Source organism: Pseudomonas sp. TSRC2-2, from assembly GCF_049897785.1.
Taxonomy (GTDB): Bacteria; Pseudomonadota; Gammaproteobacteria; order Pseudomonadales; family Pseudomonadaceae; genus Aquipseudomonas.
Genome location: NZ_JAFCWZ010000003.1, coordinates 244,211 through 263,377 on the forward strand (window position 1 = coordinate 244,211; position 19,167 = coordinate 263,377).

Sequence of the window (19,167 nt, forward strand, 5' to 3'; positions counted from 1 at the left end):
CTGACGAGGCCCCTTCGCGAGCAAGCCCGCTCCCACATTGGACCGTGTTCACAGCACAATTCCCTATGGGACTGGCGAACTCTCGCATTGGATCTTTAGTGAACACACATGTTGTGGGCACCAAAATCACCTGTGGGAGCGGGCTTGCTCGCGAAAGCGGTCTTTCATGCAGGACAATCCCATATGACACAACACAAAGACCTGCTCATCGTCGGCGCCGGCATCCTCGGCCTGTCCCACGCCTACGCCGCCGCCAAACGCGGGCTGAAAGTTGCGGTATTCGAACGCACCGCCACGCCCCTCGGCGCTTCGGTGCGCAATTTCGGCCAGGCGCTGGTCACCGGCCAGCCGCCCGGCACCATGCTCGAACTGGCCAAGGCCAGCCGCGAGATCTGGGGCGACTGGGCGCAGCTCGCCGGTCTGCAGATCAAGCGCAATGGTTCTTACCTGTTCGCCCGCAGCGAAGCCGAAGAAGATTTGCTGGAAGCGTTCTGCGCCGCTCGTGCGCTGGAACACGGCTACAACGTTGAGCTGCTGCGCGGCGCTGCACTGCGCGATCTGTATGGCGGCCAGTTCAGCCATCACCGCGCCGCGCTGCATGGCAGGGATGATCAACAGTTATATTCACGCGAAGCGATTCCGGCGCTGATCGACTACCTGCGCCGCGATCTCGGTGTCGAGTTTCATTTTTCCACGCTGGTGCGCGAGGTTGAGCCGGGGCGACTGCGCAGCACTGTCGGTGACTTCGCTGCAAAGCAGATCATCGTCTGCTCCGGTCACGATTATCAGACCCTGCTGGACGAGCCGATTGCTGCGCTCAATCCGCAGGTGTGTCGTTTGCAAATGCTCCGCGCCAGACCAAGCATCGAGTTGCACCTGCAACACGCCGTGCTCACCGGTCTGAGCTGCGTGCACTACGGCGCCTTTGCCGATTTGCCGGAAGCCGCAGCGGTACAGGCGCAGATCATCCGCGAGCATCCACACCTGCACGCCAACGGCATTCATCTGCTGATCAGCCCGACACCGTATGGCGAACTGATCATCGGCGACTCGCACCATTACGGCCGCGATGCATCACCGTTCAACGCCGAGCAGATTGACGACTGGATGCTGCAACTGGCCGAGCAGACGTTGGGCTGCACGCTCCAAGTGGTCGAACGCTGGCAGGGCGTCTATGGTGCCCGTGGACCGGGGCCGTTTTCATTCCTGCGCCCGGCACCGGGGTTGAGCGTGGCGCTGATGCACACCGGCGTCGGCATGAGCGTCGGCCCGGCGATGGCCGAGCGCAACATTGCGCAGTTGCTGGAGGAGGCATGAATCCGGAGCAAGTGGTGGCGCGGGTGTTCGGCTTGTACGAACGCTTCGGCGCCAGTGATTACATCGGCGAACCGGTGTCGCAGCTCGAGCACATGTCGCAAGCGGCCGAGCTGGCCATGGCCGAGGGCTGTGACGATGAAGTGGTGCTGGCGGCGTTTTTCCATGACATCGGCCATTTGTGTGCCGAGGGCGCGGACAACATGGGCGGTTACGGCGTGGTCAGCCATGAACGGCTCGGTGCGGCTTATCTGCGTGAGGCCGGTTTCAGCGAGCGGCTGGCGCGGCTGGTCGAATATCACGTTCAGGCCAAGCGCTATCTGACGTTGCGTGAGCCGGGGTATTACGCGCGGTTGAGTCAGGCGAGTCGGCGCACGCTGGAATATCAGGGTGGGGTGATGAGTGAGGCTGAGGCGGATATGTTTGAAGCAGATCCATTGTGTGCGTTGAGTTTGCGCATGCGGCGCTGGGATGAGTTGGCCAAAAAGGAGGCCGTGCCGGTGATGGATCTTGCGATGCTGAAACGCAAGGCCTGCGCCGTTATGTCTTGAGCGATAGGCAAGGTCGGTCCGGATGAATCGTCCTACGGGATAAAAAGAACAGTCGTGCAGATAATCCGGGACGGACGGGCTAGGTTGATTGTCCGCTCATCTCACGAGACTGATCTGTATGCGTTATTTGAAAGTAACTGCTCAAGACCGGAGTACCAACAACAGGGCTGATACCGTGCTCCTGCATTTTTTCGAGGAAAGCAGCGGTGCCGAAGACACACTCGTGCACCGCGCCTATGCACTGGATATCACCGCTGATGGAAAAGTCGATTTCCAGGCTGGCGATGCAAACTCCGACGGCAAGGAAGATATCAAGGACGAGCGCCTGCTCAAGTCCTTTGCCAATACTTACCTGCAACTCAACTGGTTCAATCACGGTAATACCTGGGACCGGTATCTGAAAATTTTTACCGAGGATTTCGCCAGGGACGGTTCGCCGGATACGGTGCGCCTGCATTTTCATGAGGGCACAGGCAAACCTCAGGATCACACCATCGTCTACACCGCATCCCACTACGACACCGACAATGATGGAACGCTGGACTGGATCATCAGTTTCGATGTGGATAACGATGGTGATCAGGATGCCGTGGATCGCAAGCTTGTTTCGCAGCTGAGTACCCGTTATGTGAAGTTCAAATGGCGCTGATGATCTGCCGCATCAGATCTGTTGCGCCAACGCCTCAACCTGCTCCTGCCTTTGCGCCTGATTCAGCTTCGGATGGGGATTGAGCGACGACCACTGCGGATGCGCCCGGGCCTTGCCCAAGGCCTCGGGCAACTTGCCCTCGCGCCAGGTTTTATCCACAGGCGTGGCAACTTTAATGCTGTCCATCGCCGCATGCCCGCGCTGATCCAGCGCCAACAGCAACTGGCGCTGGCGCAATGCCAACAAACGCAGCACGGCGTCATCCACCGTCAGTTCCCGCTGGCCTTTGATCTTGCCGAGCAGGCGACTGCCGTAACTGCGCGCGGTTTGCAGGGCGCCGCCGGCGATCGCCCCGGCCAGCGCTGCTGCGCCGAGGGTAATGCCGCCGACCAGCAAATCCACGCCAGCCCCGGCCGCCGCACCGGCAGCAACGCCGCCGCCGACCCGTACGCCGAGCTGTTTCAGTGTTTCCGGGTTGAACAGGTCATCGCCCCAACGCCCGTCGAGCAACGGCAAATCATTGGCCGCCGCGTCCTGCGGGCGAAACGCGTAGAGCTTGAGCAACGCCTCAACGCACTTCTGCTCGCGCTGGCGTACGGCTTTGCGCAATTCACTGATCGCTTGCTGCTCCTGCTCGGCTTCGCTGACAACACTGCGCCGGCACGCGGCGCAATCGATCAGCAATTCGGCAATCAAGCGCGCGGCACTTTGCTGACGGGCGAGGCGCTGCGCCTGTTGATCGGCGATCAATCGCTCCAGTTGCGGCCGGGCATTTTCCAGCAGCAGTGCGAGGCTTTCGTACAAGCGCCGCTCGCCATCCTCGGGCGGCGCTACGCTGTCGAAACGCACCAGGGCGTGCAGCCCGAGCCGCGCCAAGGCTTCACGCCAGTCGGGTTCGCGATGGTTGGAGCTGCTCACGAAATTCAGCACTGGCAGCAGCGGTTTGCCACAACTGGCGAGCACTTGCAGCTCGTCGCGGTACTTGGCCAGCACCGGCTCGCGGGCATCGATCACATACAGACCGGCGTCGGAGGCGAGCAGCTGTCGCAGCACCTTGGCTTCCTGTTCGAAACGCTGGCGCGCCTCGCTGCCGTCGAGAAACCGCGCCAGCCGCGCCGGGCCGTCGAGGCGTTCGCCGGGGCGTTCCAGACGTTCGAGAAAATCGAGCAGGGCGATCGCATCTTCCAGCCCCGGCGTGTCGTACAGATCGAGCAACGGCTCGCCATCCACCGACAACCGCGCGCCTTCGACATGCCGTGTGGTACTCGGCCGATGCGAGACTTCGCCGAAGCCGACGTCACGGGTCAGCGTGCGCAGCAGCGAGGTCTTGCCGACGTTGGTGTGGCCAACCACCGCCAGTTTCAGCGGCGCCTTGCGTGCATCAGTCATGTCCGCTCTCCAGCCAGTTCATCGGCGCGCAATCGGCGAACGGCAATTCCAGTTGTTGCAGCGCCGCGTGCCAGTCGCCCAGACGTTGGCCATCCAGCGCTTCGCCGGGCGGCGCTTGCAGCAGCCAGACCCGAGTGGCGCCGGCGTTGCGCGCCAGCTCAGCGATCAGCGCGAGGCTGCCGCGATCCGGCGAACGCCGCGGATCACAAGCAATCGCCAGGCGCGCCGGCGGGAAGCGACTGAGTTGTTCGAGCAGTTTGTGCCGCGTTTCGCGGCTGTCGAGGATGCCGGCGTTGCTGACGCTTTTTGGCAACGGGGGCGGCCACGGGCGTTGTTCGTCAAGTTCGATGGCGACCAGCAACGCGCCTTCGCTGGCGAGTTCGCCGACGTTGCTCTCGACACGATGCAGTTGCGCAGGCGCAGGGTCGTTGACGCCGAGGCGTTCGCTGGTTGGCATCAACCGTTCGCGCAGTTGCGCGTAGCCGGGCAGATTCAGGTCCAGGCGCAGCGCGGCTTTGCCGCTGTTCCAGCGCCACAGGCAGAACAGCGCGAGCAGCAGGCGCGGCAGCACGCCGTAGACCACCAGCACGCCGACCAGCCAGGTCGCCCAGGCCTGTCGTGCGCTTTCAATATCCAGTGCGCTGTCGCCGCTGGCGCGGATCATTTCCTCAGTCGGCACGTTGAAGCCAAGCAGCGACGGCAGATAGCCGAGGGCCTGGGTGACGTGGATGAAAGTGTCGGCGCCGAGGATCGTGGTTTCCCAGACGAAGCCGTAGCGCCGCGTGGCCATCAGCGTCAGCAGCAGGATCAAGGCGCTGAGCATCGCCAGCAGCCACAGGCCATTGACCAACGCGCCGAGTGCCCAGCGGTTGAGCTTCTTGCGTTGCAGCAGCAACAGCAGGGCCGGCGCCAGTTGCGCGGCTTTGGCATCGCGGGCGAGTTTTTCGCTGAGCCACAGCCACAAACGCCCAAGCGTGGCGCCGTGTTCGCCAGCGAAAATCAAACCCAGCGCCCAGCTCAGCAGCAAAATCAGATTGATCCCCAGCAGACTGCCCAGCGCCCAGAACACATTCACCGGCGTCTGCCCGAGGGCGGCGAAAGCCAGGCCGGCGCCGCTCAGCACCGCGAAGATCATCAACAACACCAGCGCCATGCGCGCGCCTTGCAGCCAGTGCTTGAGCGCGGCGGTCAGCCCGTCACGCTCGGCCAGCCATGACGCCCGGCGCGCAATACGGCTCGGCAGATCGCCGCCAGCGGCGCGGGCCAGACGATTGGCTTCCAGATCATCCAGCGGCCCCGCGTGTTCTTCGCGCAGGCGGATGGTTTCGGTGAGCCAGAGGTTTTGCAATGGAGTCAGTTCAGTCACGCGGCGTCCCGTCGCTTAATCGAGCGCTGAGCATAACCGCTGTGGCGCTTATCGGGGTAAGCGCGGCTCTGGTATCCTCGCCGGCATGACTAAATCACTCCCCCTCAGCCTGATCGCAGCCCTCGGTGAAAACCGCGTGATCGGCGTCGACAACAGCATGCCCTGGCACCTGCCGGGGGACTTCAAATACTTCAAGGCGACCACACTCGGCAAGCCGATCATCATGGGCCGCAAGACCTGGGATTCGCTGGGTCGGCCGTTGCCGGGGCGTCTGAATATCGTGGTCAGCCGTCAGCCCGATTTAGTGCTGGAGGGCGCCGAGGTGTATGCATCGCTGGAAGCTGCCGTGATTCGCGCCGAGGAATGGGCGAAGGCGCAGGGCGTTGATGAATTGATGCTGATTGGCGGCGCGCAGTTGTATGCGCAGGGACTGGCGCAAGCCGATCGTCTGTACCTGACCCGCGTGGCGCTAAGCCCTGAGGGCGATGCGTGGTTTCCGGAGTTTGATGTGCACCAGTGGAAACTGGTGTCGAATGTTGAAAATCCGGCGGTTGAAGATAAACCCGCGTACAACTTCGAAGTCTGGGAAAAAGCCTAAAAGATCGCAGCCTTCGACAGCTCCTACAGGATGTACGCATCTCCCCTGTAGGAGCTGCCGAAGGCTGCGATCTTTTGATCTTGCTTTACATCACGCCTGAGCCAACTCGGCATGCTCATCAGCATCCAGCAATGCTTTATCAGTCTGCTGCATCACCTGACTGGTAATCGCGCCGGCGGTGATCGAGCCACTCACGTTCAGCGCGGTACGCCCCATATCAATCAACGGCTCGACCGAAATCAGCAACGCCACCAATGACACCGGCAAACCCATCGCCGGCAGCACGATCAGTGCCGCGAACGTCGCGCCACCGCCGACCCCGGCCACACCGGCCGAACTCAACGTGACAATCGCCACCAGCGTCGCGATCCAAAGCGGATCCAGCGGATTGATACCCACCGTCGGCGCCACCATCACCGCCAGCATTGCCGGGTACAGGCCGGCGCATCCGTTCTGGCCAATGGTTGCGCCGAACGACGCAGCGAAACTGGCGACCGACGACGGAATCCCCAGACGCCGGGTCTGCGCCTCGATGCTCAGCGGAATGGTCGCCGCGCTGGAGCGGCTGGTGAGGGCAAACGTCAACACCGGCCAGATCTTGCGGAAGAAGCGCAGCGGGTTGATCCCGGCGGCCGACACCAGCACACCGTGCACCACGAACATCAGTCCCAGGCCGAGGTACGAGACCACGACGAAACTGCCGAGCTTGATGATGTCCTGCAGGTTGGAGCCAGCGACCACTTTGGTCATCAGCGCCAGCACACCGTAGGGGGTCAGCTTCATTACCAGGCGCACCAGGCGCATCACCCAGGCCTGCAGGGTGTCGATGGCGTTGATCACTTTCTGACCTTTTTCCACGTCATCCTTGAGCAGTTGCAGCGCGGCGACCCCAAGGAACGCGGCGAAAATCACTACGCTGATGATCGAGGTCGGTTTGGCCCGCGCCAGGTCGGCGAACGGGTTCTGCGGGATGAATGACAGCAGCAACTGCGGCACATTCAGGTCGGCGACCTTGCCGGCGTAGTCGTTCTGAATGGTTTGCAGACGCGCCATTTCCTGAGTGCCGGCAACCAGACCTTCGGCGGTGAGGCCGAACAGGTTGGTCAGGCCGATGCCGACCAGCGCCGCGATGGCGGTGGTGAACAGCAGCGTGCCGATGGTCAGGAAACTGATCTTGCCCAGCGACGAGGCGTTGTGCAGACGCGCCACGGCGCTGAGGATCGAAGCGAAGACCAGCGGGATCACGATCATTTGCAGCAACTGCACGTAACCGTTGCCGACCAGATCGAACCAGCTGATCGAGGCTTTCAGTACCGGGTTGCCGGCACCGTAAATCGTGTGCAGCGCAACGCCGAACGCCACGCCGAGGACCAGTGCAAGCAGGACTTTTTTCGCCAGGCTCCAGGTCGTGTGGCGGGTTCGCGCAAGACCCAAAAGCAGGGCGAGGAACACCAGCAGGTTGAGAATCAGCGGTAGATTCATGGGAACTCCAGAAAAGACTGTGCCAACAGCCATCCGAGGCTGCTGCGAACCGGCAAGCCTAACAGCTTGATTTGCAATGATTTAATACCGAAATGGCTGGGCGTCCGTCGTTTTTGGAATAAGCCGTGTCGCTGTCGGCAATGCATCTGGCGCGCAGGGAACGTATGCAGTCGCTGACAGGCGAGGGTTGTCACACTTATTTGTTAGCGTCGAACTCTTTGCATCGGGGGAGTAGCGCTATGAGAATTGCACGCACGTTGTTGGCTGTGGCATTGGCGGCGGGCCTCGCCGGTCAGGTGTTTGCCACGGAGCTCAAGCATTGGCCGGCGGATCAGGCCAAGGCACTGAACGCGATGATCGCCGCCAACGCCAACAAGGGTCATTACGCGGTGTTCGACATGGACAACACCAGTTACCGCTACGACCTCGAAGAGTCCTTGCTGCCGTTCATGGAAAACAAGGGCCTGATCACCCGCGACACGCTTGATCCCTCGCTGAAGCTGATGCCGTTCAAGGACACTGCCGAACACAAGGAGAGCCTGTTCAGTTATTACTACCGGCTCTGCGAAGTCGACGACATGGTCTGCTACCCCTGGGTGGCGCAGGTGTTTTCCGGCTTCACCCTGAAGGAGCTCAAGGGCTACGTCGACGAACTGATGGCTTCGGGCAAACCGGTGCCGGCGACGTATTACGAAGGCGATGTGGTGAAGAAGCTCGACGTCAATCCGCCGAAAATCTTTACTGGCCAGCAGGAGCTGTACAACAAACTGATGGAGAACGGCATCGAGGTCTATGTGATGACCGCCGCTTCAGAGGAACTGGTGCGCATGGTCGCGGCGGATCCCAAGTACGGCTACAACGTCAAACCGCAAAACGTGATTGGCGTTTCACTGCTGCTCAAGGATCGGAAAACCGGTGAACTGACCACCGCGCGCAAGCAGATCACCACCGGCAAATATGACGAGAAGGCCAACCTCGGCCTCGAATTGACGCCGTACCTCTGGACTCCGGCAACGTGGATGGCTGGCAAGCACGCGGCGATCCTCACCTATATCGATGAATGGAAAAAACCGGTACTGGTCGGTGGCGACACCCCCACCAGCGACGGTTACATGCTGTTCCATGATGTCGACGTGGCCAAGGGCGGCATCCACTTGTGGATTAACCGCAAGGACAAGTACATGACGCAAATCAACGGCATGATGGCCAAGCACGCAGCGGCGCAAGCCAAGGAAGGATTGCCCGTGACGGCGGATAAAAACTGGGTGATCGTCAAGCCAGAGGATATTCAGTAACCCACACCGTATTCCTGTAGGGACGTGAGCCAGATTTGATCGTTCCCACGCTCCGCGTGGGAATGCAGCCCGTGACGCTCCGCGTCACTGGACGCGGAGCGTCCCTTGAGGCAATCCCACGCAGGAGCGTGGGAACGATCAGTGTCAGACGGCTAAAAAAATGCCCCGCACGTTGGCGGGGCATTTTTGTTTCTGCGCCTGGACGCTTACAGCCCGTCGAGCATCGCTTTGTTACGCACCGCACCCTTGTCCGCACTGGTCGCCAGCAGGGCGTAGGCCTTGAGCGCAGTGGTCACTTTGCGTGGACGCACCTCAACCGGTTTCCAGCCTTTCTTGTCCTGCTCGGCGCGGCGTGCCGCCAGTTCTTCATCGCTGACCAACAGGTTGATCGAGCGGTTCGGAATGTCGATCAGCACTTTGTCGCCGTCCTGCACCAGACCGATCGCTCCGCCAGCCGCAGCCTCCGGCGAAGCGTGGCCGATCGACAGGCCGGAAGTACCGCCGGAGAAGCGGCCGTCAGTCAGCAGTGCGCAGGCTTTGCCCAGGCCTTTGGATTTCAGGTACGACGTCGGGTAGAGCATTTCCTGCATGCCCGGGCCGCCTTTCGGGCCTTCGTAGCGAATGATGACGATGTCACCTTCCTTCACTTCGTCGGCGAGGATGCCGCGCACGGCGCTGTCCTGGCTTTCGAAGATTTTCGCGTTGCCTTCGAAGACATGGATCGACTCATCGACACCGGCGGTTTTCACCACGCAACCATCCTGCGCAATGTTGCCGTACAGCACGGCGAGGCCACCTTCTTTCGAATAGGCATGTTCGAAGCTGCGGATGCAGCCGTTTTCACGGTCGTCGTCCAGGGTTTCCCAACGGGTCGACTGGCTGAACGCAGTCTGGGTCGGGATGCCTGCCGGGCCTGCCTTGAAGAAGTGATGCACGGCTTCATCGTCAGTCTGGGTGATGTCCCACTTGGCGATGGCTTCTTCCATGCTGCGGCTGTGCACGGTCGGCAGGTCGGTATGCAGCAGGCCGCCACGGGCCAGCGAACCGAGAATGCTGAAAATGCCGCCGGCACGGTGCACGTCTTCCATGTGGTATTTCTGGATATTCGGCGCCACTTTGCACAGCTGCGGCACGCTGCGCGAGAGACGGTCGATGTCGCGCAGGTCGAAATCGATCTCTGCTTCCTGAGCCGCTGCGAGCAAGTGCAGGATGGTGTTGGTCGAACCGCCCATGGCGATGTCGAGCATCATTGCGTTCTCGAATGCCTTGAAGTTGGCGATGTTGCGCGGCAGCACGGAATCGTCGTTCTCGCCGTAGTAACGCTTGCACAGCTCGACGATGGTGCGCCCGGCCTGCAGGAACAGTTGTTCGCGGTCGCTGTGGGTGGCCAGAGTGGAACCGTTGCCCGGCAAGGCCAGACCCAATGCTTCTGTCAGGCAGTTCATCGAGTTGGCGGTGAACATGCCGGAGCACGAACCGCAGGTCGGACAGGCGCTGCGCTCGTACTCGGCGACCTTCTCGTCAGAAGCGCTGGAGTCCGCGGCGATCACCATGGCGTCGACGAGGTCGAGACCGTGGGAGGCGAGTTTGGTCTTGCCGGCTTCCATCGGGCCGCCGGAAACGAAGATCACCGGAATGTTCAGGCGTAGCGCGGCCATCAGCATGCCCGGGGTGATCTTGTCGCAGTTGGAAATGCAGACGATGGCGTCGGCGCAGTGGGCGTTGACCATGTACTCGACGGAGTCGGCGATGATCTCGCGGCTCGGCAGCGAATACAGCATGCCATCGTGGCCCATGGCGATGCCGTCATCGACGGCAATGGTGTTGAATTCCTTGGCCACGCCACCGGCACGTTCGATCTCGCGGGCGACCAGTTGACCCAGGTCCTTCAGGTGCACATGCCCTGGGACGAACTGGGTAAACGAGTTGGCAATGGCAATGATCGGCTTCTTGAAGTCGTCATCTTTCATGCCGGTGGCGCGCCACAATGCGCGGGCGCCGGCCATGTTGCGACCGTGGGTGGATGTTTTCGAGCGGTAATCTGGCATGGAGCACTCCGGGCGGCTAATCACGTACTAAAGGGGAGTGAGCTTCTGTTGACCTCTGAAACACCCGAAAAATGGCCGTGTGTCCTGAAGCTGCCGATGACGTTGCGGGATCGCCGCTGGTCTCAGCCTGAGCTCATAAACCCGCCGGGGATGAATGGCGATGAATGAGGCGATTCTACACCGCTGGCGTCTTGAGGGAATGGCGTAAAACATTGTTCCCGTGCCGAAGAGGCTTGCGTAATGACGACTGGCAAGGTCAATGGTCGCCTCCCGGCACTACCGGATTGCTGTGCAGTTTGCTGGCGCGCCGGCCAATCGCGCTGTTGAGCAACAGGGATATGCCGCTGAGCACCACAAAACCGTAACCCAGCGTCGCTTGCAGGTTGGCCGGGCCGAGGCTTATCAGGGCACTGACCAGCCCGCCACAGATAAAGATGATGGTACTTCCAGCTGATGCCGATGCTCCGGCATTTTCGGCAAACAGGCTCATGGCGCGGGAGGTGGCCGGTGGCCGAGAAATGGTGGTACCCGCGGTGCAGATCAGCATTGGAACCAGCACCGTCGCAGCTGACAGCTCATGATTAGTGGCCAGATAGAGCATCACCAGACCCGAGAGCAGGATCAGACTCAGCCCGGTGAAAATCTGCTGTTGCGCATCGATAAGCCGGTTCAGCACGCTGGCGAGCAGGCCGCCGAGGACATAAGCGCCGCCATAGATCAGCAGAATCAAAGCGAAATCGTAAGGCGCCATCTGCAACTGCTCCATGAAGATCAGCGGCGATGTGACGATGAAGGAGAAGTGGCAGGCGAAAGCGAATGCGGAAATCAGCCAATAGCCGACAAACGGGAAACTACTCAGCACCAGTCTGTAGGACTGAATGAAGCTCAGGTGTGGACCGTTCTGAACAGGCCGGCTGTTGTCGAGCAGTCGCCAGGTTTTGACCAGAACCACCGCTGCAAGGGCGATAAACACCCAAAAACTGCCGCGCCAACCAAGGGTTGCCTGCAGAAACGTGCCCGCCAGCGGTGATACCGAAATGAAGATGCCTGTCGCTGTGACCATCAGGATCCGCAGCCGATCACGTTCGTGGTCTTCGAACAGATCCTACACCAGCGCCTGAGACAGCACGAAGCACCCGCACCCCATCGCCTGCATCAGCCGGAAAACCAGGAACAGTATGTAGTCATTGCTCAGCGCGCAGCCGAGGGCGCCGAGCAGCGACACGCTCACGCCTCCCAGCAGCAGCCCCTTGCGCCCGATCATGTCGGACAACGGGCCGATCAACAGTTGGGCAAACGCGATGCCTAAGGCGAACAGGCTGATCGATAGTGCGATGTCGCTCGGCGAACGACCAAAATGTGCCGCCAACGCCGGGAAGGAGGGCAGCAGTACGTCCAGCGGGAATACGCCGAGCAGGATCATTGCCAATAACAGGCTGACGGCACCGCGCTGTCGTTGATGGGTTACGACACGGCTGTGGTCATTCATCGAGTAGTCCCGCCTTGGCGAAAAGGGTCAGGTTATGGGGCAGCGCAAAAAAACCCGCCTTGTGCAGGGCCTCCAGGGTGGATTTGGAGCCGGCGCGGGCACGCTCACGGCTGGCTTGCACCGTTGCCATGGCGCCGACAATCTCTTTCATGTCGGTTTCGGCAATACCGGCCGAGCGCAAGCTTTGTTGCAGCCAGCTTTCATCGACTTCGAAGAAAATCGGGATGATCTCCGCAAGGATCCTGGCGGCGAACAGACGCTGGCGACTGTTCATCGCAATCCAGAAGTAATGGAAGGCTTCAGCAAAGTAATGGCTGTGCCGGGCTTCGTCGGCAAGATGGTCACGCAGCATGTCGTTCACGCTGGACACCAGCGTGTTGCGGCACACATCGAGCAACTCGCGGGCAATGATGGTTTCCGAGACGAAGCCGAGCAGAAACCAGGCCAGCGCACGGTTCTTCTCCGGTGCGCGCGCGATCAGAGCGTTCATGCGGGTGATCCGCTTCGGAATGACGGGTCGCCGGGTGATGCAGTAGTGCGCGGCGATCTGCTCAGCAATCTGGTTGGAAAACAGTGCGTGATATCCCTCATCGGTGTACAGCTGGAGCGCAGCGTGCTTCATCGGCAGCGGTATATAGATGGGCAGCTCGCGATGCACGATGACTTCCACGGCGCGGTTGACGATGCGGTGCTCAAGCAGGGTGGTGTAATCGAGGAAATACACCAGATGATTGGCAGTGAGGCGGTGCAAGGTCTCGCTACCCTTGGCCTGGATGGCCGGGTGCGCCAGATAAGGCAAAAAGGCTGGCGGGAACCAGTAGCGGGTCTGCAGTTGCTGTTCGACATCGCTCGGCAATCGATAATCATGGGTGCTACTGCGTACGGACGCGCGGCTTTCCCAGTCGGGAAGAGTGAATTTGAGCGACCATGACACCGGGGCTTCGCTCTGATCCGGCAGCGTAGAAATCAAGACGACACCCCCCACAGCAGTTCCCGCATTTCCTGGCACATGGCCTGGCCGTCGCTTTCGCCGCAACCGACGAAAAACAACGGTTGCTCGGCGCTGCCTTCGAGGCCGAGCAGGTTTTCGACCTGCGCATCGGCAAAAGCGCCGGTCAGCCAGGTATTGAGCCCCAGCGTCGTTGCAACCAGCTGGAAGGTTTGCGAAAGGTGGCCCGCCTCGATGAACGCCATGCGGTAGGCGCGCGAGTGTTCGTACTTCCACCAGAGACGATCGAACCTGGCGGTGATGAATACGCCCAACGGCAGATTGTTGATGAAGTGCTGGCCCCCGAGCATTTGACCCAGGGCCGGTTCGGGCAAAGGATTAACCTGGCTCAAGGCGTGCTCGCCGGGATGATAGGCGTAGATTCCCGGTTCAAGCCCGACAACGTTCTGCGCCAGAACAAAACCTTCACAGGCGTTCAGCCCCCCGCCTGATGGACTGCTCCGGCGGGCCTCAAGCCCGGGTGCGACAGGATCGTCCTCGGCATTCTTGCGCGCAGGGAGATAGCCGAGAGTGAAATACAGCAGCGTGGCAATCTCTTCCAGTGTCACTGCCGCCCCGGTATAGGCGCGGCAGGTTTTGCGCTTCAGCAATGCCTGAGTCAGGCTGTCACCATTCATTGCGCCGGGTGCAGGCAAGGTGATGAGTGCCTCCACTGGGTGCTGCTTTCTGGCTGTCGCTGGTTCTGGTTTCGCCAACACTTCGCTGCAATGCGCCAGATATTGTCTGGACCACTCGTGAATGTTCTGCGGTGCATGTTCGCAGGGGATGTTCTGCGTGCCGATATGATAAATCTTCGATAATTCATCCCAGCCCCAGTTTGGACTGTCTATTTTTGAAATTGTTAGAATGCCCGCGGCCAGAAGTTGTGTGTCTATTATGTTGTTCGGGTCAAACAAGTTCGGGTTGTAGATAAGAGTGGCGAGGCGATGGGAATAATCAAGATCAAGCTCATGTTGAGTATGATTCTTGTAGTTCCAGACAACTTGTCCGGGCGGGCGCGGCAATATGAACAGGAAAGGATTGATATGCATTGATTCAGATCACTCAGGGAAAGTCTTGAGGACACCGGAGTGCCGGCACTCCCCGGCGTCCAGACTTACTTAGCGGGCGTTGGCTGCAACGAGGAAGGCCAGGTTGGCGATTTTATTTGTTTCCAGATAAACCGTTTTCATGATGTGAACTCCTTGTTCATTGAAAGTTGAGGTCGCTTCGTGGCGACAACTTCATAATAGTTTGTAATCGGATATTGGCAAGCGGATATTAAGTAGGAATATTCCAGTAATTTTGTCGGAGTGATCTATTGCAAAGGGCTAACTGTGTAGGTTGAATTTCGCTAATTAATAGGTGCGGCGAAACTTCCTGCAAGGTAGCGAGAAAATAGTTGTAGGAAGAGGGCGAAAACACTCATGTCGAGTGTTAAGGAGCGAGGAGGGGGCGCAAAAAAACGGGGAGCTCAGCGGCTCCCCGTGTTCAACCGTGATCAGCTGTTGGGCAGCAGGCGGCAGGTGATGCTCTTGATGTAGCGCGTTTCGGCGATGGCCGGATGAACCGGATGATCCGGACCCTGGCCGCCACGCTCGAGCATCTGGATGTTGCGGTCCAGATGACGGGCACTGGTCAGCAGGATGTTCTGCAGATCGTCTTCCGGCAGGTGCATCGAGCATGAAGCGCTGACCAGAATGCCGTCCTTGGTCAGCAGGCGCATGGCTTGCTCATTCAGACGACGATAGGCGCCTTCGCCGTTCTTCATGTCTTTCTTGCGCTTGATGAAGGCTGGCGGGTCGGCAACGATCACGTCGAAACGCTCTTCGCTGGCTTTCAGTTCCTTCAGCGCTTCAAAGACGTCGCCTTCGATGCAGGTCATCTTGTCGGCAAAGCCGTTCAGCGCTGCGTTGCGCTCGACGCCGTCGAGGGCGAATGCGGAGGCGTCGACGCAGAACACTTCGCTGGCGCCGAATGCAGCGGCCTGCACACCCCAGCCACCAATGTAGCTATAGAGGTCGAGCACGCGTTTGCCTTTGGCGTAAGGCGCCAGACGTGCGCGATTCATGCGGTGGTCGTAGAACCAGCCGGTTTTCTGGCCTTGAATGACCGGCGCTTCGAACTTGACGCCGTTCTCCTCCAGCGCGACCCATTCCGGCACCAGACCGAACACGGTTTCGACATAACGGTTGAGGCCTTCGGCGTCCCGGGCGGCGGAGTCATTCTTGAAAAGGATGCCGCTTGGCTTGAGCACCTGGGTCAGCGCGGCGATCACGTCGTCTTTATGCGCTTCCATGGTCGCCGAGGCGATCTGCACTACGAGGATGTCACCGAAACGATCAACCACCAGGCCCGGCAACAGGTCGGAATCGCCGTAGACCAGGCGATAGAACGGCTTGTCGAACAGACGCTCGCGTAGCGACAGCGCGACATTCAGGCGATGTACCAGCAGCGACTTGTCCAGGGCCAGCTTGATATCGCGCGACAGCAGGCGCGCGCAAATCAAGTTGTTCGGGCTCATGGCGACGATGCCCAACGGCTTGCCGCCGGCGGCTTCCAGCACCGCCTGATCACCGGCCTTGAAGCCGTGCAGAGGCGTGGCGGCCACGTCGATTTCGTTGCTGTAGACCCACAAGTGGCCGTTGCGCAGGCGACGGTCGGCGTTGGCTTTGAGGCGCAGGCTAGGCAGGGACATGACGTCGCTCCGGAAAAAAGAGCGGGAGTATAGCGTGTTGAGGTTTGCGCTGGGCTGAGGATGCGATGAAACGCTGACGACGCCTTCGCGAGCAAGCTCGCTCCCACAGGTGAACACAAAATCCAGTGTGGGAGCGATGCTGAAGATTACGCAGCCAGTGCGTCAATCAGCGCTTGACTGAACGCCGGCACATCATCCGGCTGGCGGCTGCTGATCAGGTTGCCGTCCTTGACCACTTCCTGATCGACCCAGTTCGCACCGGCATTGACCAGATCGTCCTTGACCGTTTTGTAACTGGTCATGGTCTTGCCATTGACCAGTCCCGCCGAGATCAGCAGCCAGCTACCATGGCAGATCACGGCAATCGGCTTGCCGGCCGAGGCTGCGGTCTTGACCAGATGCTGAGCGTCCTGGTCGATACGGATGGTGTCGGAATTCTGCACGCCACCGGGCAGGAGCACGGCATCGTATTGATCGACGCTCACAGCCTGGAAGGTGTTGGCGACCGGGAAGTCGTCCGCCGGTTTGTCATGGTTCCAGCCTTTGACCGTGCCGGTCTCGGCCGACAGGATATCGACCTGCACGCCGGCCTGCTCCAGGGCATCCTTGGGACCGGTCATTTCGACCTGTTCGAAACCATCGGTAACCAAAATAGCGACGCGTTTGCCATTGAGGGAAGTTGCCATCGGTAAGCTCCTGAGTCTGTGGAGATTTTGCCTTCGCAGCGAACCGTCGAGGTCCGATGCGCCCTACAGAGTCCGAAGCCTGTGCGCGGATGAAAGTTCCGGCGATGTGCCCATCGGTGTGTCCCCCTGCCGTTTCAGCGGTTAGAATCGCCGCCTGCCCCGGAGTGTGTACTTATGTCCCAAGAGCTGACCACCGAACAGATTCAACAATCGCTGCAAGGCATCAGTGTGCCGGCGCAACCGCAGATCATGGTGGATCTGCAAATGGAGCAGTACATGCCCGACCCGGATCTGGAGGTGATCGCCAGGCTGATCTCCCAGGACCCGGGCCTGTCCGGCGCGCTGCTGAAAATCGTCAATTCGCCTTATTACGGCCTGAGCAACAAGATCACTTCGATCCAGCGCGCGGTGAACCTGCTGGGCAGCCGTTCGATCATCAACCTGATCAACGCGCAGTCGATCAAGGGCGAGATGAACGACGACACCATCGTCACTCTCAACCGTTTCTGGGACACCGCGCAGGATGTGGCGATGACCTGCCTGACCCTGGCCAAGCGCATCGGCACCCAGGCTGGCGACGAAGCTTATGCGTTGGGCCTGTTTCACGATTGCGGTGTGCCATTGATGCTGCAGCGTTTCCCCGATTACATGACCGTGCTGGAGGAGGCCTACGCCAGCGCCAGCCCGGAATGCCGCGTGGTCGATACAGAGAACCGTGTGTTCAACACCAACCACGCCGTGGTCGGTTACTACACGGCCAAGTCCTGGCGCCTGCCGGAGCATGTCAGCGCCGCCATCGCCAATCACCACAACGCGCTGGCGATTTTCAGCGACGAATCGTCGAAAAACAGCCAGCTGAAAAACTTGCTGGCGATTCTGAAAATGGCCGAGCACATCTGCGCCTCTTACCGGGTGCTGGGCAACCAGAACGAAGATTTCGAATGGGATGCGGTCGGCCCGCTGGTGCTCGATTACGTCGGTCTGTCTGACTACGATTTCGAAACACTCAAACAAACGATTCGCGACCTCGGCGCGCATTGATCCGAGGACACCATGCCTGAACTGCCGGAAGTCGAAACCACCCGTCGCGGGATTGCCCCGCACCTGGAAGGCCAGCGCGTCAGCCGGGTCATCGTCCGCGACCGGCGTCTGCGCTGGCCGATCCCGGAAGACCTGGATGTACGCCTTTCCGGGCAGCGAATCGTGCTGGTCGAGCGGCGCGCCAAATACCTGTTGATCAACGCCGAGATCGGCACGCTGATCAGCCATTTGGGCATGTCCGGCAATCTGCGTCTGGTCGAGGCCGGGTTGCCGGCATTGAAGCACGAGCACGTCGACATCGAACTGGAATCGGGACTGGCCCTGCGCTACACCGATCCGCGGCGCTTCGGCGCGATGCTGTGGAGCAACGACCCGCTCAATCACGAGCTGCTGATTCGCCTCGGGCCGGAGCCGCTGACTGATCTGTTCGATGGTGAAAGGTTGTACAAGCTGTCACGCGGACGTTCGATGGCGGTCAAACCTTTCATCATGGACAACGCGGTGGTGGTCGGGGTCGGCAATATTTATGCGACCGAAGCGCTGTTCGCTGCGGGCATTGATCCGCGCCGCGAGGCGGGTGGTATCTCCCGTGGGCGTTATCTGAAACTGGCGATCGAGATCAAACGAATCCTCGCCGCCGCCATCGAGCGTGGCGGTACCACGTTGCGCGATTTCATTGGCGGTGATGGTCAGCCGGGCTATTTCCAGCAGGAGCTGTTTGTCTACGGCCGCGGAGGTCAGCACTGCAAGGTCTGCGGCACCGGCCTGCGCGAAGTGAAGCTGGGCCAGCGCGCCAGCGTGTTCTGCCCGCGCTGCCAGAGCTGAAAAAATCCTTGGGTCTATAGTGAGATGTCTCACTGTGCAGCCCGAAGGATCGTGCCATGAAAGTCCTGCAAGTCTTCTCCGTCACGCTGCTGCTGTGTTCCAGCCTGCTCGTTCAGGCCTCGGAAAACGGCAGCGGTGACCCGCGTTATACCATTCAGAATCCCCCGGCCTACGCCATGCTCGGTGATTTGCTGATTGCCCGGCCTTTGCTGGTGGTGGCCACGGTAATCGGTGCGGGAGCATTTGTGGTGTCGTTGCCGTTTACCGCGTTGGGTGGCGGTGTCGGCGATGCCGGGCAGGCGCTGGTGGTTGTCCCGGCGAAAGCGGCGTTCATGCGGTGTCTGGGGTGTACGGGGGAGGGGTTCGAGCAGCGCGAGTGAAGGACAGGATCAAAAGATCGTCCGAAGGCTCGGGCCGCGATCGGACGATCTTTTTAGCGATTCAGGCCTTGCCGGTGATCTTGCGGTACTTCTCCATCAACTGTTCTTCAGTCTCCGGATGGGCTTCGTCCAGTGGAATGCAATCCACCGGGCAGACCTGCTGGCACTGCGGTTCGTCATAGTGGCCGACGCACTGGGTGCACAGGTTCGGGTCGATCACGTAGATCTCTTCGCCTTGGGAGATGGCGGCGTTCGGGCACTCGGGTTCGCAGACGTCGCAGTTGATGCAATCGTCGGTAATGATCAGGGACATGCTAACTCCAGCCGGGGCGGCAGGCCCGGGCGCTATAAATCAATGCGCGCAATTG

The 19,167-nt window shown here is 60.3% G+C and carries 17 protein-coding genes and 1 pseudogene; 8 read left to right on the forward strand and 10 right to left on the reverse strand.

Annotation, left to right across the window (positions count from 1 at the left end):
- Positions 1-183 precede the first annotated feature (183 nt).
- The 3 genes from ACP7D9_RS07130 to ACP7D9_RS07140 all read left to right on the forward strand — a co-directional run bounded on the left by ACP7D9_RS07130 (position 184) and on the right by ACP7D9_RS07140 (position 2,514).
- Complete coding sequence (locus tag ACP7D9_RS07130; protein ID WP_426156411.1) at positions 184-1,317, forward strand: TIGR03364 family FAD-dependent oxidoreductase; 1,134 nt, start codon at positions 184-186, stop codon at positions 1,315-1,317.
- Positions 1,314-1,865: a phosphonate degradation HD-domain oxygenase gene (locus tag ACP7D9_RS07135; protein WP_426156413.1), complete on the forward strand. Its 552-nt coding sequence runs from the start codon at positions 1,314-1,316 to the stop codon at positions 1,863-1,865. Before ACP7D9_RS07130 ends, ACP7D9_RS07135 begins: the two co-directional genes overlap by 4 nt.
- Before the next feature lie 118 nt (positions 1,866-1,983).
- On the forward strand, positions 1,984-2,514 hold the full coding sequence (locus tag ACP7D9_RS07140) for a hypothetical protein (protein ID WP_426156415.1): 531 nt from the start codon (positions 1,984-1,986) through the stop codon (positions 2,512-2,514).
- 12 nt (positions 2,515-2,526) lie between these two features.
- On the opposite strand, the gene ACP7D9_RS07145 is transcribed toward ACP7D9_RS07140, so the two are convergent.
- Together ACP7D9_RS07145 and ACP7D9_RS07150 are read right to left on the reverse strand one after the other, a co-directional pair.
- Complete coding sequence (locus tag ACP7D9_RS07145) at positions 2,527-3,903, reverse strand: GTPase/DUF3482 domain-containing protein (RefSeq protein WP_426156417.1); 1,377 nt, start codon at positions 3,901-3,903, stop codon at positions 2,527-2,529.
- Positions 3,896-5,269 carry a DUF2868 domain-containing protein gene (locus ACP7D9_RS07150; RefSeq protein WP_426156419.1) on the reverse strand — a complete coding sequence of 458 codons (1,374 nt, stop codon included), beginning with the start codon at positions 5,267-5,269 and terminating at the stop codon, positions 3,896-3,898. Before ACP7D9_RS07150 ends, ACP7D9_RS07145 begins: the two co-directional genes overlap by 8 nt.
- Positions 5,270-5,354: 85 nt before the next feature.
- Here ACP7D9_RS07150 and ACP7D9_RS07155 point away from each other — a divergent pair, with 85 nt between their 5' ends.
- Complete coding sequence (locus ACP7D9_RS07155; protein WP_101161335.1) at positions 5,355-5,867, forward strand: dihydrofolate reductase; 513 nt, start codon at positions 5,355-5,357, stop codon at positions 5,865-5,867.
- 90 nt (positions 5,868-5,957) lie between these two features.
- Here ACP7D9_RS07155 and ACP7D9_RS07160 read toward each other — a convergent pair whose 3' ends face one another.
- Positions 5,958-7,349, reverse strand: coding sequence for an L-cystine transporter (locus ACP7D9_RS07160; RefSeq protein WP_426156421.1), 1,392 nt, complete (start codon positions 7,347-7,349; stop codon positions 5,958-5,960).
- A gap of 239 nt (positions 7,350-7,588) precedes the next feature.
- Here ACP7D9_RS07160 and ACP7D9_RS07165 point away from each other — a divergent pair, with 239 nt between their 5' ends.
- Positions 7,589-8,644: a haloacid dehalogenase-like hydrolase gene (locus tag ACP7D9_RS07165; RefSeq protein ID WP_312999713.1), complete on the forward strand. Its 1,056-nt coding sequence runs from the start codon at positions 7,589-7,591 to the stop codon at positions 8,642-8,644.
- A 206-nt stretch (positions 8,645-8,850) separates the two neighbouring features.
- On the opposite strand, the gene ilvD is transcribed toward ACP7D9_RS07165, so the two are convergent.
- From ilvD to ACP7D9_RS07195, 6 genes and pseudogenes are all read right to left on the reverse strand, one after another.
- Positions 8,851-10,692, reverse strand: a complete 1,842-nt coding sequence (ilvD, locus tag ACP7D9_RS07170; protein ID WP_101161326.1) for a dihydroxy-acid dehydratase — start codon at positions 10,690-10,692, stop codon at positions 8,851-8,853.
- Positions 10,693-10,948: 256 nt separating this feature from the next.
- Positions 10,949-12,181, reverse strand: a pseudogene (locus tag ACP7D9_RS07175) (MFS transporter).
- Positions 12,174-13,151, reverse strand: coding sequence for a diiron oxygenase (locus ACP7D9_RS07180; protein WP_426156423.1), 978 nt, complete (start codon positions 13,149-13,151; stop codon positions 12,174-12,176). Before ACP7D9_RS07180 ends, ACP7D9_RS07175 begins: the two are co-directional and overlap by 8 nt.
- Positions 13,148-14,221 (reverse strand): SagB family peptide dehydrogenase, encoded by a 1,074-nt coding sequence (locus ACP7D9_RS07185; protein WP_426156425.1) that lies wholly within the window; start codon positions 14,219-14,221, stop codon positions 13,148-13,150. The genes ACP7D9_RS07180 and ACP7D9_RS07185 overlap by 4 nt, the downstream gene beginning before the upstream one ends.
- A gap of 449 nt (positions 14,222-14,670) precedes the next feature.
- The gene (locus tag ACP7D9_RS07190; protein ID WP_016772700.1) at positions 14,671-15,867 is read right to left on the reverse strand and encodes a class I SAM-dependent rRNA methyltransferase; all 1,197 of its coding nucleotides are present in this window, start codon (positions 15,865-15,867) and stop codon (positions 14,671-14,673) included.
- Positions 15,868-16,013: 146 nt separating this feature from the next.
- A complete protein-coding gene (locus tag ACP7D9_RS07195; RefSeq protein WP_101161312.1) occupies positions 16,014-16,553 on the reverse strand; it encodes a type 1 glutamine amidotransferase domain-containing protein in 540 nt (179 codons plus the stop codon).
- Between the two features lie 228 nt (positions 16,554-16,781).
- Between ACP7D9_RS07195 and ACP7D9_RS07200 the strand changes: the two genes are divergently transcribed.
- Genes ACP7D9_RS07200 through ACP7D9_RS07210 form a run of 3 tightly spaced genes read left to right on the forward strand, consistent with a single transcriptional unit; the run spans position 16,782 to position 18,799 of the window.
- Positions 16,782-17,594 (forward strand): HDOD domain-containing protein, encoded by an 813-nt coding sequence (locus tag ACP7D9_RS07200; protein WP_426156721.1) that lies wholly within the window; start codon positions 16,782-16,784, stop codon positions 17,592-17,594.
- 12 nt (positions 17,595-17,606) lie between these two features.
- Entirely contained in the window at positions 17,607-18,419 is an 813-nt protein-coding gene (gene mutM / locus ACP7D9_RS07205) for a bifunctional DNA-formamidopyrimidine glycosylase/DNA-(apurinic or apyrimidinic site) lyase (RefSeq protein ID WP_101161307.1), read from the forward strand.
- A 56-nt stretch (positions 18,420-18,475) separates the two neighbouring features.
- Positions 18,476-18,799 carry a multidrug transporter gene (locus ACP7D9_RS07210; RefSeq protein ID WP_426156428.1) on the forward strand — a complete coding sequence of 108 codons (324 nt, stop codon included), beginning with the start codon at positions 18,476-18,478 and terminating at the stop codon, positions 18,797-18,799.
- Between the two features lie 61 nt (positions 18,800-18,860).
- On the opposite strand, the gene ACP7D9_RS07215 is transcribed toward ACP7D9_RS07210, so the two are convergent.
- Positions 18,861-19,112 carry a YfhL family 4Fe-4S dicluster ferredoxin gene (locus tag ACP7D9_RS07215; protein ID WP_003195146.1) on the reverse strand — a complete coding sequence of 84 codons (252 nt, stop codon included), beginning with the start codon at positions 19,110-19,112 and terminating at the stop codon, positions 18,861-18,863.
- Positions 19,113-19,167: the final 55 nt, after the last annotated feature.

What these genes read in the sequence shown, in the direction of transcription:
- ACP7D9_RS07130 (WP_426156411.1), top strand. Translation starts at nt 184, where the DNA reads ATGACACAACACAAAGACCTGCTCATCGTCGGCGCCGGCATCCTCGGC.
- ACP7D9_RS07135 (WP_426156413.1), top strand. Translation starts at nt 1,314, where the DNA reads ATGAATCCGGAGCAAGTGGTGGCGCGGGTGTTCGGCTTGTACGAACGC.
- ACP7D9_RS07140 (WP_426156415.1), top strand. Translation starts at nt 1,984, where the DNA reads ATGCGTTATTTGAAAGTAACTGCTCAAGACCGGAGTACCAACAACAGG.
- ACP7D9_RS07145 (WP_426156417.1), bottom strand. Translation starts at nt 3,903, where the DNA reads ATGACTGATGCACGCAAGGCGCCGCTGAAACTGGCGGTGGTTGGCCAC.
- ACP7D9_RS07155 (WP_101161335.1), top strand. Translation starts at nt 5,355, where the DNA reads ATGACTAAATCACTCCCCCTCAGCCTGATCGCAGCCCTCGGTGAAAAC.
- ACP7D9_RS07160 (WP_426156421.1), bottom strand. Translation starts at nt 7,349, where the DNA reads ATGAATCTACCGCTGATTCTCAACCTGCTGGTGTTCCTCGCCCTGCTT.
- ACP7D9_RS07165 (WP_312999713.1), top strand. Translation starts at nt 7,589, where the DNA reads ATGAGAATTGCACGCACGTTGTTGGCTGTGGCATTGGCGGCGGGCCTC.
- ilvD (WP_101161326.1), bottom strand. Translation starts at nt 10,692, where the DNA reads ATGCCAGATTACCGCTCGAAAACATCCACCCACGGTCGCAACATGGCC.
- ACP7D9_RS07185 (WP_426156425.1), bottom strand. Translation starts at nt 14,221, where the DNA reads ATGCATATCAATCCTTTCCTGTTCATATTGCCGCGCCCGCCCGGACAA.
- ACP7D9_RS07190 (WP_016772700.1), bottom strand. Translation starts at nt 15,867, where the DNA reads ATGTCCCTGCCTAGCCTGCGCCTCAAAGCCAACGCCGACCGTCGCCTG.
- ACP7D9_RS07195 (WP_101161312.1), bottom strand. Translation starts at nt 16,553, where the DNA reads ATGGCAACTTCCCTCAATGGCAAACGCGTCGCTATTTTGGTTACCGAT.
- mutM (WP_101161307.1), top strand. Translation starts at nt 17,607, where the DNA reads ATGCCTGAACTGCCGGAAGTCGAAACCACCCGTCGCGGGATTGCCCCG.
- ACP7D9_RS07210 (WP_426156428.1), top strand. Translation starts at nt 18,476, where the DNA reads ATGAAAGTCCTGCAAGTCTTCTCCGTCACGCTGCTGCTGTGTTCCAGC.
- ACP7D9_RS07215 (WP_003195146.1), bottom strand. Translation starts at nt 19,112, where the DNA reads ATGTCCCTGATCATTACCGACGATTGCATCAACTGCGACGTCTGCGAA.